The 11,853-nt window shown below is 65.6% G+C and carries 12 protein-coding genes; 3 read left to right on the forward strand and 9 right to left on the reverse strand.

Going from position 1 to position 11,853, the window contains the following annotated elements; all coding sequences use genetic code 11:
• Window positions 1-268: 268 nt before the first annotated feature.
• The 4 genes from C795_RS0114330 to C795_RS0114345 form a co-directional block, all read right to left on the reverse strand.
• Window positions 269-2,383: a primosomal protein N' family DNA-binding protein gene (locus C795_RS0114330; protein ID WP_017794438.1), complete on the reverse strand. Its 2,115-nt coding sequence runs from the start codon at window positions 2,381-2,383 to the stop codon at window positions 269-271.
• Between the two features lie 45 nt (window positions 2,384-2,428).
• On the reverse strand, window positions 2,429-3,622 hold the full coding sequence (gene metK, locus C795_RS0114335) for a methionine adenosyltransferase (RefSeq protein ID WP_017794439.1): 1,194 nt from the start codon (window positions 3,620-3,622) through the stop codon (window positions 2,429-2,431).
• 157 nt (window positions 3,623-3,779) lie between these two features.
• Window positions 3,780-4,076, reverse strand: a complete 297-nt coding sequence (rpoZ, locus tag C795_RS0114340) for a DNA-directed RNA polymerase subunit omega (RefSeq protein WP_017794440.1) — start codon at window positions 4,074-4,076, stop codon at window positions 3,780-3,782.
• Between the two features lie 140 nt (window positions 4,077-4,216).
• Window positions 4,217-4,861 carry a hypothetical protein gene (locus C795_RS0114345; protein WP_017794441.1) on the reverse strand — a complete coding sequence of 215 codons (645 nt, stop codon included), beginning with the start codon at window positions 4,859-4,861 and terminating at the stop codon, window positions 4,217-4,219.
• Window positions 4,862-4,985: 124 nt separating this feature from the next.
• On the opposite strand from C795_RS0114345, the gene C795_RS0114350 reads away from it, so the two are divergent.
• Window positions 4,986-5,852, forward strand: coding sequence for an acyl-CoA thioesterase (locus C795_RS0114350; protein WP_017794442.1), 867 nt, complete (start codon window positions 4,986-4,988; stop codon window positions 5,850-5,852).
• Window positions 5,853-5,910: 58 nt separating this feature from the next.
• On the opposite strand, the gene C795_RS0114355 is transcribed toward C795_RS0114350, so the two are convergent.
• Window positions 5,911-6,390 (reverse strand): acyl-CoA thioesterase, encoded by a 480-nt coding sequence (locus C795_RS0114355; RefSeq protein WP_017794443.1) that lies wholly within the window; start codon window positions 6,388-6,390, stop codon window positions 5,911-5,913.
• 79 nt (window positions 6,391-6,469) lie between these two features.
• A complete protein-coding gene (ettA, locus tag C795_RS0114360; RefSeq protein WP_017794444.1) occupies window positions 6,470-8,152 on the reverse strand; it encodes an energy-dependent translational throttle protein EttA in 1,683 nt (560 codons plus the stop codon).
• Between the two features lie 120 nt (window positions 8,153-8,272).
• Here ettA and C795_RS0114365 point away from each other — a divergent pair, with 120 nt between their 5' ends.
• A complete protein-coding gene (locus C795_RS0114365; protein ID WP_017794445.1) occupies window positions 8,273-9,136 on the forward strand; it encodes an aminoglycoside 3'-phosphotransferase in 864 nt (287 codons plus the stop codon).
• Window positions 9,137-9,146: 10 nt separating this feature from the next.
• Here the strand turns inward: C795_RS0114365 and C795_RS0114370 are convergent, their stop codons facing one another.
• A complete protein-coding gene (locus C795_RS0114370) occupies window positions 9,147-9,647 on the reverse strand; it encodes a DUF6993 domain-containing protein (protein WP_017794446.1) in 501 nt (166 codons plus the stop codon).
• Between the two features lie 236 nt (window positions 9,648-9,883).
• On the opposite strand from C795_RS0114370, the gene C795_RS0114375 reads away from it, so the two are divergent.
• On the forward strand, window positions 9,884-10,411 hold the full coding sequence (locus tag C795_RS0114375) for a single-stranded DNA-binding protein (protein ID WP_017794447.1): 528 nt from the start codon (window positions 9,884-9,886) through the stop codon (window positions 10,409-10,411).
• A 56-nt stretch (window positions 10,412-10,467) separates the two neighbouring features.
• Here the strand turns inward: C795_RS0114375 and msrA are convergent, their stop codons facing one another.
• Window positions 10,468-10,995: a peptide-methionine (S)-S-oxide reductase MsrA gene (gene msrA / locus C795_RS0114380; protein ID WP_017794448.1), complete on the reverse strand. Its 528-nt coding sequence runs from the start codon at window positions 10,993-10,995 to the stop codon at window positions 10,468-10,470.
• Window positions 10,992-11,840, reverse strand: a complete 849-nt coding sequence (gene nadE / locus C795_RS0114385) for an ammonia-dependent NAD(+) synthetase (RefSeq protein WP_017794449.1) — start codon at window positions 11,838-11,840, stop codon at window positions 10,992-10,994. The genes msrA and nadE overlap by 4 nt, the downstream gene beginning before the upstream one ends.
• Window positions 11,841-11,853 lie beyond the last annotated feature (13 nt).

Genomic DNA, 11,853 nt, shown 5'->3' on the forward strand with positions numbered 1-11,853 from the left:
CCACGAGCTCGGTGGCACGCCCCATTTTCTGTGCGATCACCCGACCCGAATCGAGCACCGCAAGGAGCTCGGCAGCTGGATTCAACGGTGAATGTCTCATACTCGAACGTGTCCCAGGGACCACCGACATTGAGCTTTTGATGGGTGCCCCGCACCCCATCACCAACCGTTTGACGGCGCGAATTAACAGCTCAGAGCGAGTGCCGCGCCAACCAAACAGCGCAAGGGTGTCGGCCGAACAGCAGTAACATGGCCCGCCAAACCCGGCTCAGTACTCGAACACCCCGCGGTCGTCAAAACGCAACCGGAGCGCCTCGGGCCGAGCACGCCCCGGAGCACGCGCCTTGGTGCGCGACGAGGCCCCTGCTGCGTCGGCGACTAGTGCCCCGCGCAACCGCGAAGCAACCTCGCCGCCGCGCGCGTAATCAAAGCGCACGATCGCCCGCACAAGCCCGGCGGGCGTCTTCGCGGGGCCGCCCGCAGGCAACGGCGTTGGGCCCAGATGGTCAACCCCGGGCAGGCCGGCAAGCGTGTCGAGCGCACGGTTGACCTCGGTATGCCCTCCGGTAACACTCGCGACCCGCACGGCGGGCGGATATCGCAGCTCGTGACGGTCGCCGAGCTCACCGCGCAGCCACTCCTCGGTGCGCCCGGTCAAAAACGCACGCACGGCAGGGCCGCCGCCCGAAGCGAGCAGACAGTGTCCGTCGGGAGCCGCAAGCGCGGCCGCATTTTCCCACCACCGTACGCAGTCCTCGGCCGAGCGCAGTGACTCCCGCGCGAGCAAGCGCTCGGCGTCGAGCAGCACGACGGCGCGGTACCCGCCCGCCGCAATCGGTTCGGCTCCGCGCGTAGCCACGACGAGGGCGGGGCGCGCGTCGACTCGTTCACGAGCGTGATCGCCGTCGCTCAGCAGTACCCGGGCACCCGAGAACTGCCGTTCGAACTGTTCGACGGTGCGCTCCGACCCCATGCCTCGCTCAGCGAGGTGGCGGCCGTCACACTCGCTACAGTGCCAGTTCACGGCGTTCGTGCCGCACCAGCGGCACGCCGCGCGCTGCGCCGAACGGAATCCGATCGGGCCCGCGCATGCCGTGCAGCGTGCCAGTTCCCCGCAGTCGCCGCAGACCGAGATCGGCGAGTAGCCGGGGGTCGCCACCTGCACCAGCACGGGTCCACTCTTGAGTGCCTCACGAATGGTGCGCGCGGCAATCTCGGGCACCCGCCCCGCAAACACGTCAGGCGTCATCGAGGCATCGGCGTGCAATACCTTTGTGCGACGAGGCGGATTCTGTTGGGCGTGCACATAGCCAATATCGATGAGCCGCTGCACCTCAGCACTGCGCGCATGCGCCGCAAAGAAAAGACCTGCCTGCGCCTGGCCCGCGCGTACGAGCGCCGAATCGCGCGCGTGCACATATGGTGCAAGCGGTTCGGCGAACACCGAATCGCCGTCGTCCCACATCAGAATCGCGCCGAGGGCATGCGCCGGGGCGTAGACCGCCGAGCGGTTGCCAATGATGATGCGGGGCTCATGATCGAGTGCACGCAGGAACCCGGCATAGCGTTCGCCATTCGACTGCCGCGAATCCACCCGCACCACACCGTCGTGTCCAAACGCGGCAAGCGCATCGCGCAACTGATCGAGATCACGCCAGTCGGGCACCGCACAGATCACACTGTGACCGGTCTCAAAAACAGCAATCGCAATACGAGCGAGCTGGGCGGCCCAACCGCCCACCCACTCCCCCGTGTGCAACCGTTCGGGGCCGTGTGATGCGGTGAGGGCGAGCCGACCACCCGCGATCAGCTCGGCCGCAACCGCGGCCTCGGGAGTCGCGGCTTGCGCGGGATCGATCGGCGCCACACCAAGCTGTTCTGGGGCTGGCTGCTCGGAATCACCCAGCTCCGGATCGACCGTCTCAGCCTCCGTCTGCGTGCCTGCACCAGTGTCACCACCAGCACCGGCACCCGAGGTGCCGGCCTCCGCCGCAAGGTGTTGCTTCTCGACTCGCACCATGCGCGCGGGGATCGCGAGCCGCAAGATGTCGCCTGCGGACCCACCCGCCCGGTCAGCGACGGCGCGGGCGAGCCGCCACACCTCGGGGGTGAGCAACGGCACCTGCGTGACGATGTCGGCGATGGGAGACAGCTCTCCGCCGAACTCACTCCGATCGACGAACTCGATCACATAGCCGAAGCTTTTGCGGTCCTTCGAGCGGAACGGCACGCGCACGCGGTGCCCGACCCGTAGCGAATCTTGCAGCTCGGGGGGCACCGCGTAGTCGAACAGGTGGTCCAGCTGGGGCAGCGCGGAGTCGAGGAGTACCCGTGCAACCGTTCGTGCTCCCGGCCCCTCGGCTTCCTCAATACCCGCGCTCAATGGTCCCCTGCGTTTGTTCCTACAGCGTGTGCTTGCTGCGGCAGGTTAGATCCCTGCCGCTGCGCGCAGCTCGGCTACGCGGGGAGTTGCCTCCCACGTGAACTCAGGCAGTTCGCGGCCGAAGTGACCGTACGCGCTCGTCGCGGCATAGATCGGGCGAAGCAGTGCGAGGTCGCGAATGATCGCGAGCGGGCGCAGGTCAAAGACCTCACGCACGGCAGCCTCAATCCGCTCGCGCGGCACGGTCTCGGTGCCAAACGTTTCGACATAGAGCCCGACGGGGTGCGCGCGGCCGATGGCATACGCCACCTGCAGCTCGGCACGCTTAGCGAGGCCCGCGCGCACGACGTGCTTGGCGACCCAACGCATTGCGTAGGCCGCCGAACGGTCGACCTTTGACGGGTCCTTGCCGCTGAACGCGCCGCCGCCGTGGCGGCTCGATCCACCGTACGTGTCGATGATGATCTTGCGGCCGGTGAGTCCGGCGTCACCCATAGGGCCGCCCACGACGAAGGGGCCTGCCGGGTTGATGAAGATGTCGGCGTGATCGCTCTTGAGGTCGACCCGGCCGAGCACGGGGCGAATCACCTCACGCTCAATCACCTCGCGCAGCGCGGGCTGCGAGATGCTGGCGTGGTGCTGAGTGGACAGGACGACAGCCTCGACGCTCGCGGCACGATCACCGTCGTAGCCAATCGTGACCTGGGTCTTGCCGTCGGGGCGCAGCTCGGGGATGAGGCCCGACTTGCGCACCTCGGTGAGGCGCTCCGCCATGCGGTGTGCAATCCAGCTGGGCAGCGGGTGCAGCTCGGGGGTTTCATCTGTGGCGTAGCCAAACATGATGCCCTGGTCGCCCGCGCCCTGCGCGCTCAGCGGGTCGACTTTCTCTGTCGAGGTGCGCACCTCGAGCGAGGCGTCCACGCCGCCGGCAATGTCGGGAGACTGCTGCCCGATCGAGACCGATACGCCACACGATGCGGCGTCAAAGCCCATCTCAGAGCTCGTGTATCCGATGTCACGCACGGCCTCGCGCACGATCTGCGGAATCTCGACGTAGCCGGTGGTCGACACCTCGCCGGCTACGTGCACGAGGCCCGTCGTGACAAGGGTCTCAACGGCCACGCGAGCACCCGGATCTTGTGCAAGCATGGCATCCAAGATCGAATCAGAGATGCGGTCGCAAATCTTGTCGGGGTGCCCTTCAGTAACGGACTCTGAGGTGAACTGGCGCAGTGACACGGGGGCTCCTAGCAGTGCGAGCGAAACAATATACAGGTGAAAACGACAATGGCGCCGGATCCCTCATAAGGGTATCCGACGCCACCGACATCACAGCTTTCACTGCGAAGTGTTACCGCCGCACAACCGTGCTGCCGTAACAAACGGGCTTTACGCGTTACGCGTCTTCGCCAGCCTCGTCGTCAAGCTCGGGCAGCTCAGTCGCCTCCTTGGGCTTCATCTCGAGCTTGCCTTCGACGATCTCGTGCAGCGCGATCGACAGCGGCTTGTCGTCGACCGACGAATCGACGAGCGGTCCGACGTTGTCGAACAGATTGCCGTCGTGCAGATCCGTGTAGTAGTCGTTGATCTGGCGGGCACGCTGCGAAGCGAAAACCACCAGCGCGTACTTCGAATCCACCTTTTCGAGCAGATCGTCGATAGGCGGGTCGATGATGCCGTTGGGGTTGGCCATGTACACACTCCTCTAGTAGACCTGTCTATCTTACCTGAGGAAACCTGGCCGTGGGGCCCACACCGGTTTTAGGCAGTTCCCCAATGATCCGGAGCAGCTCAATACGCACGCCCGTGCTGGGCCGGTTGACAGCGCAGCGACTAGCCGAGCAGCGCCCGCACGATGACGTGGCCGCGGGCTGTCGTAAGCCTCGTCCAGGTGAGCGAGCGCGCCACGCGCGCGGGCTCCTCCCCCAAGAACCCGAGCGCCTCGGCGGCAAACGCCGCAGCGGCGGGCACCCCTGGCGCAATCTCGGCGCCCCACACAGCAGTGCGCACCTTGTGCACGAGAGCCTCACCCGGATCTTGCGGGAGCGCCTCGGCAACCCGGGCGATTCCGGCCTCGGCAACGGCCCCGAGCGAGGGCGCATCGATCTCACCAACAGCCTCCCAGCCGGTCGTGGGCGGCAGTACTCCGGTCCACGCGGCCATCGCGGGCACGTCGGGCAGCTCGAGACCAAGCCCGATAATGCCAAGCCGGGCGATTCGGTCCAGCAGCGCCCGCCCCTGAACGGTCACGTCGACGGGCGTCTCGGGCTCGGTGGTCAACCCAAACGCGCGCATCACCAGCACCACCGGCACCGCATCGGTGATCCCCTGCGGCGCCTGCGTGCAGCCGTAGACCGCGAGCGTTGTGCCGCGCGATACGAGCCGCACCTCGGGTTTCCCGACGCGCTGCAGCCGTTCGAGGAAGATGCGCAGATCGTCGCGGGTGGCATGGTCAAGAAGGGCGAGAGTGGCGGCCATTCCTCGAGCGTACCCGGGTCCGATGAGTCGACCATTCAGGCAGCGCGCCGCGACTCGTTCGCCCGGGCGTGGCCCCCGCGCGCTAGTGTGGAGTCACATCTGGTGCGACCCTCAGGAGGACCCTATGACCGCGTTTCCAGACCTCATCGCCATGCTGTCGGTGCTCGATTCGGGTGCCCGCACACGCGAAGACATCCTCACAGGGCCCGCGTTTCCGACGCCCCACGGGCGCTCGTTTGGCGGCCAGGTGCTCGGCCAGGCGATTGCCGCCGCCGGCACGACGGTCGACGAGGAGCGCCAGATTCACTCCATGCACGGATACTTCTTGCGACCGGGCAATAGCGAGGAGCGCATGACGTTCGAGGTGGCCAGGCTGCACGACGGCCGCTCATTCTCGACGCGACGCGTGCAGGCGTATCAGGACGGCGAGGTGCTGATGTCGATGATCTCGTCGTTCCAGGCCAACGATCCCGGTGTCGAGCACCAGGATCCGGTCGATCTTTCTGATGTGCCTGATCCCGAATCGTTGCCGAGCGTGTGGGAGAAGTACGGCCACCTGGCGGGCGACGGGCGCGCCTCCTGGGTGATGAACCGGCCGTTCGACTTTCGCTACGTCGAATCGGACATCATACTTTCGGTCGCCGAACGCACAAATAAGCAGCGCGTGTGGATGCGCAGCCGCGACAATTTTGACTCGTCAGCGCTGCTGAACGCGGCGGCGCTCGCGTTTGCAAGCGACTACATGCTGCTCGAGCCGGTCGCCCGACAGCACGGTGTTCCGTGGGCGACGCCCGGCATGCGCGCCGCGAGCCTCGACCACTCGATGTGGTTCCACCGGCCGTTCCGGGTCGACGAGTGGCTGCTCTACGAGCTCGAGTCCCCCACTTCTCAGGGTGGCCGCGGGCTCGCGCACGGCCGCTTCTACGATCGCGACGGGGCGCTCGTGGCGAGCGTCTCGCAGGAGAGCATGTTTAGGGTTCCCGAGGCCTAGGCCGTTGAATGACGCCCGCTGACCACCTTTCGAGGCGCCAGCGGGCTCCATCATCAAACTAGCTGCGGCGCAGCTTTACGGGCTCGTCCATCCACGGCTCGACCGCGGCGCGGCCTTCCTCAGACAGGCGCATCGGACGCATAGTCGTGCCGTCGACGATCACGATGTGCGACACGGCCTTCGCAACCACCACGGGCTCACCCGCGAGTGCCGACGCGGCACCGTCAACGATTTCGTAGTGCACTTCGAGGCTCGAGCCGCCGACCTTCGCGATCCACAGCTCGACCGTGATCGGCTGATCCGAGTACTCCAGCACCCGGGTGTATTCAATCTGTAGTCCCGCAACGAGCATCTTCGGCCCCGTGGGGTCGCTGCCCCGGAAGTGCTGTTCCATACCCGTCTTCTCGCGGCCGGTGCCCAGCCAGAACGTGCGCACGCGCGCCTCTTCAAGGAATCGGGCGAACGTGACGTTGTTGACGTGCCCGTAGGCATCCTGGTCGCTCCAGCGCAGCTCCATGTCAACGTGAGTGCGGGCCATATGTATCTCCTAAAAAACTTGTTCCACCAACGCCAAAGGCGCGGCTCCCCCGCGAGGGAGCCGCGCCTTCAAGACGTGACTAGTCGCGCGTGAGCTTGCGGTACGTTGCCCGCGACGGCTTTGCAGCGTCGGGCCCAAGCCGCTCGACCTTGTTCTCCTCGTATGCCTCGAAGTTGCCCTCGAACCAGTACCAGTTCGCCGGGTTCTCTTCGGTGCCCTCGTAGGAAAGGATGTGCGTCGCGATCCGGTCCAGGAACCAACGATCGTGCGTGATGACCACGGCACAGCCGGGGTACTCAAGCAGCGCGTTCTCGAGGCTCGTCAGCGTCTCGACGTCCAGGTCGTTCGTGGGCTCATCAAGCAGCAGCAGGTTGCCGCCCTGCTTCAGCGTGAGCGCGAGATTCAGTCGGTTGCGCTCACCACCCGAAAGCACGCCAGCCTTCTTTTGCTGATCCGGCCCCTTGAAGCCGAACGTCGAAACATACGCACGCGACGGGATCTCGACGTTGCCGACCTTCATGTAGTCGAGGCCCTCAGAGACGACCTCCCACACGTTCTTCTCGGGGTCGATGCCGCCACGCGTCTGATCGACGTAGCTGAGCTTGACGGTCTCGCCGACCTTCAGCTCACCACCGTCGAGCTCCTCGATGCCAACGATCGTCTTGAACAGGGTCGTCTTACCGACACCGTTCGGGCCGATGATGCCGACGATGCCGTTGCGGGGCAGCGTGAACGACAGGCCGTCGATGAGCACACGATCGCCGAAGCCCTTCTTCAGGTCCTTCGCCTCGAGTACGACGTTGCCGAGGCGGGGGCCTGCGGGGATCTGGATGTCTTCGAAGTCGAGCTTCTTGGTGCGCTCAGCCTCGGTCGCCATTTCCTCGTAGCGCGCCAGACGCGCCTTCGACTTGGCCTGGCGACCCTTCGTGTTCGAGCGCACCCACTCGAGCTCTTCCTTCAACCGCTTCTGCAGCTTCTGGTCCTTCTTGCCCTGCACCTCGAGGCGCGCAGCCTTCTGCTCCAGGTAGGTCGAGTAGTTGCCCTCGTAGGGGTAGAGACGACCGCGGTCGACCTCGCAGATCCAGGTGGCAACGTGGTCGAGGAAATACCGGTCGTGCGTAACGGCCATGACGGCGCCCGGGTACTTGGCGAGGTGCTGCTCGAGCCACAGCACGCTCTCGGCGTCCAGGTGGTTCGTGGGCTCGTCGAGCAGCAGCAGGTCGGGCTTCTCGAGCAGCAACTTGCAAAGCGCCACGCGGCGCTTCTCGCCGCCCGAGAGGTTCGAGACGATGGCGTCAGACGGCGGGCAACGCAGCGCATCCATGGCCTGCTCGAGCTGGCCTTCGAGCTCCCAGCCGTCGACCGCGTCGATGGCTTCCTGGAGTTCGCCCATTTCGGGCAGCAGCTTGTCGTAGTCGGCGTCGGGGTTCGCCATCTCGGCCGAGATCTCGTTGAAGCGATCAAGCTTGCCCTTGATCTCGGCAACGCCCTGCTCGACGTTCTCGAGCACGGTCTTTTCTTCGTCGAGCTCGGGCTCCTGCATCAGGATGCCCACGGTGTAGCCCGGGGTCAGAATCGCGTCGCCGTTCGACGGGGTGTCGAGGCCTGCCATGATCTTGAGGATCGTGGACTTACCGGCACCGTTCGGGCCGACGACGCCGATCTTGGCGCCCGGCAGGAACGCCATCGTAACGTCGTCGAGGATCACCTTGTCGCCGTGCGCCTTGCGCGCGCGAACCATCTGGTAAATGTACTCAGCCATATACTTTTTTCGAGCGCCGAGGCGCCCAGAACTCCCTTTGCAAAGACGGTGTGTTGCAGTTACCTCTACTGTAGTCTGCCCAGGCCTACAGCAGCACCCGAGAAACGAGAACGGCACGCCATGTCTGCCTCCCGCGCCCCACTTGCCGCGGCCCCCACGGGGCCAGTATCGGTCCCCGCCGCCGTGCGACACATCGCGGCGAACGATGCAATCACGCCCGTCTGGCAAAATTCACTGGGCGGCACCACCTTTCAGCTCGCGGCTTCGGGCGGTGGACCCGGCGACATCGACCGGTTTGTGAAATGGGTGCCCGCGGGCACGCCCGAGCTCGAACTCGCCGACGAGGCGCAGCGGCTTGCATGGGCGCGTGCCCACGGCGCTCGCGTGCCCGAGGTCATCGATTACGCGTCAAGCGATGCCGGATCCTGGCTGGTCACTCGCGCCGTCGGTGACGGCGCTCCGGGCCCGGCACAATTCGCTGCACAATCCGCGGTGTCGGACCGGTGGCGCGATTCTCCGCGACGGGCGGCCCGCGTCCTGGGTGAGGGGTTGCGGGAGCTGCACGAGCGACTCCCCGTTGCGGAGTGCCCGTTCAGCTGGTCCGTCGAGGACCGTTTGGAACAGGTGCACGAACGCTTTCGCAGGGGCGACGGGCCTGAAACCTGGTCACCCGAGTACCGCGGGCTGTCCCCGGAGCACGCGTTTGCGCTGCTCGCCGATGCGCCGCCGATGACCAGCCCGGTCGTATGCCACGGAGATGCGTGCGCCCCCAACACGTTGCTAACGCACACGGGCGGCTTCGCGGCGCACGTCGATCTGGGCGAGTTGGGTGTCGCAGACCCCTGGGCTGATCTCGCGATCGCAGCCTGGAGCACGGAATGGAATTTCGGGCCCGGATTCGAGGCCGAGGTGTACGCGGGCTATGGGGTGGCTCCGGATCACGATCGCATCGCGTACTACCGTCTGCTCTGGGACCTGAGCTGACGGGGTTCCGTCACCAGGTAATCGGCACCGTCTCGCCGATGAGGCAGATGTTGTTCTCGGGACCGACTGCGGCGGCCGTTTCTGCAACAAAGCTGCGGTCCGAGGTCACCACCTGACCGAGCAGGCAGTTCTCCCCCAGCAGTACTGAGACAAAAATGTTGTCGGCCTCGAGCCCGGTCTCAGAACGGTCGAAGCTCACCTGCATCAATGATTTGTCGAACCCGGCATCTATGACGGCGCGCGACACGGGCTCGCCCTTGATCGCTCCCTCACCTGCGGTATAGCCGCGCAGCACCTCGGTGAAGTACGGCAGGTTTTCTTCTGCGGTACCTCCGGCGATCAGCTCAGGCGCGACCTCGGGGATGGCGGGAGCCTCGCGCTGCGGAATCTCGGGAGTCGGCCCCTCAAGGATGGCGCATCCCGAGAGCGCGAGGGTACTGAGGGCAAGCACGGCGAGGGCGGCGGCTCGCGGCCAGCGCCGGGGCGTCGACGATGCGATGCGATAAGTCACGGGAGCCAGTCTATGCAGGGTCTCCTGTGCCTTCCGCCGCGACTCGTCCACAGGTCACCAATTTCAGCCATTTCCCAATTTCATCCACAGATTCGCTTTTCCAGCCCCGAACGGGACGCCTCTGGCTCAGGCTGGGGGTGAGCGGAGAACCCGGCACACGCACGGCCCGGGTTTTCCGCTCACCGGGCCGCTGCTGGGTGTCCCGGATCAACAATGATCGCAAGGGAGCGATAGTCATGCACACTCAAGTCTGCGTTGTTGGCACGGTGGCCACCGACCCCAAACTCACCAAGTCCGCAGGGCGAGCCGCATTCTGCTCGTTCAGATTGGCCTGCAACGAGCGTCGGTACGACACGGAGAAGCAAGATTGGGTGGATTCGGACACGAATTGGTACACAATCAATTCGTTTCGCGGGCTCGCTGATCATGCGGTGGCCTCGTTCGCCAAGGGTGACCGAGTGATGGTCACCGGCCGGCTTCGCGTACGTGATTGGACGAACGGCGAGAAGACCGGCACCTCGACCGTCGTTGAGGCCGAAGCGCTCGGACATGATCTGCGCTGGGGCACGAGCGTGTTCACTAAGTTGACCGTCGCGCAGTCGCCGGAGGAGTCCGATCCGCAGCCGACATCAGAGACTGGTGACGGGGCCGACGCTGAGCAAGTAGACACCGAACAAAGCGTCGCGTTCGACGCTGCGGCGCCCAGCGGCAGTGCATTCGGTGCGGACGGCTTCACCCCGGAACAGGCGTACTCGGCCGCTTAGTCAGTCGTGAGCCACGCCAGACGTGGCGTGGCGAGGCGAGGCGAGGCGAGCGCAGCCTACACGTCGAGGTACGTTGCGAACTTCGCTCGGATCTTGTTGACCTTGGGCACCGCGACGGCGAGGCAGTAGCCCTGGGTCGGATTCTTCGCGAAGAAATCCTGGTGCTGTTCTTCGGCCGGGTAAACCGTGCCGAGCGGCTGCACAGTGGTCACGATGTCGCCGGGCCACCAGTCCCGGGCTCGTTCTAGGGCCGCCTCAAACAGGGTGCGCTGCTCTTCGTCGGCGTAGAACATGGCCGACCGATATTGGGTGCCCACATCGTTGCCCTGCCGGTTGAGCTGGGTGGGATCGTGCATCGTGAAGAACGCATCGAGAATGATCTCGGTGGGCACCACGTCGTCGTCGAAGGTGACGGCCACCGCCTCGGCGTGACCGGTATGGCCGGTGCAGACCGACGCATAGCTGGGGTCGGTCGTGCTGCCGCCGGTGTAGCACGAGAGCACGTCACTCACCCCACGCAGCGCTCGGTATGCCGCGTCCAGACACCAAAAGCAGCCGCCCGCCAAAACAAATGTGTGCTTCATCGTGTTTCCTTCCACCACAGATCATCGGGCGACACCGGGGGCCTGCGCTTGTGTTCGCTCCCCAGGTATCGTCGCTCTACGTTTTCACGGGTCTCGCCCGACACCGGGTCACCCTGCAAGTACGCATCGAGCTCGGGGTAGCTCACTCCCAGGCTGTCCTCGTCCGACTGCCCCGGCTGATCGTCGAGCAGGTCGGCGGTCGGTACTTTCTCCCACAGGCGATCCGGTGCGCCGAGCTCTCGCAAGAGCGCGGCACCCTGCCCCTTGGTGAGTCCCGCGAGCGGGATCAGGTCGGCAGCCCCGTCACCGAACTTCGTGAAGAAGCCGGTGACTGCCTCCGCGGCGTGATCCGTGCCGACGACAAGCAGCCCACGGTCGCCAGCAATCGCGTACTGCGCGATCATGCGCATGCGCGCCTTCACGTTTCCCCGATTGAAGTCGCTGAGGTTGCCTCCGCGGGCATCGACGGCTCCCGAGGTGGCCACCGAGGTGGCAAGCGCGTCGGTGGCCGGCGCAATGTCGACGGTGAAGCTCTCGTCGGGCGCGATGAATTCGAGCGCGAGCTGGGCGTCGTCCTCGTCGTGCTGCACGCCGTGCGGCAACCGCACCGCCACGAAGGTGGCGTCGTGCCCGGCCGCGCGCAGCCGCTCGACGGCGAGCTGCACGAGACGGCCCGCGAGTGAGGAGTCCTGGCCACCCGAGATGCCCAGCACGAAGCCGCGCACGCCCGGGATACTCTGGGCGTAGTCACACAGAAAAGTCACTCTGCGTTCGATCTCGGCGGCCGGGTCGATGCTCGCCCGTACGCCGAGAGTGTTCATGATGTCCTGCTGCCGCGTAGTCACGATTCTCACTCTA

The organism is Leucobacter salsicius M1-8 (assembly GCF_000350525.1).
GTDB lineage: Bacteria > Actinomycetota > Actinomycetes > Actinomycetales > Microbacteriaceae > Leucobacter > Leucobacter salsicius.

Coding starts and splice junctions, on each gene's coding strand:
- C795_RS0114365 (WP_017794445.1), top strand. CDS start 8,273: ATGTCTGCCTCCCGCGCCCCACTTGCCGCGGCCCCCACGGGGCCAGTA.
- C795_RS0114355 (WP_017794443.1), bottom strand. CDS start 6,390: ATGGCCCGCACTCACGTTGACATGGAGCTGCGCTGGAGCGACCAGGAT.
- rpoZ (WP_017794440.1), bottom strand. CDS start 4,076: ATGGCCAACCCCAACGGCATCATCGACCCGCCTATCGACGATCTGCTC.
- C795_RS0114345 (WP_017794441.1), bottom strand. CDS start 4,861: ATGGCCGCCACTCTCGCCCTTCTTGACCATGCCACCCGCGACGATCTG.
- ettA (WP_017794444.1), bottom strand. CDS start 8,152: ATGGCTGAGTACATTTACCAGATGGTTCGCGCGCGCAAGGCGCACGGC.
- C795_RS0114375 (WP_017794447.1), top strand. CDS start 9,884: ATGCACACTCAAGTCTGCGTTGTTGGCACGGTGGCCACCGACCCCAAA.
- C795_RS0114350 (WP_017794442.1), top strand. CDS start 4,986: ATGACCGCGTTTCCAGACCTCATCGCCATGCTGTCGGTGCTCGATTCG.
- msrA (WP_017794448.1), bottom strand. CDS start 10,995: ATGAAGCACACATTTGTTTTGGCGGGCGGCTGCTTTTGGTGTCTGGAC.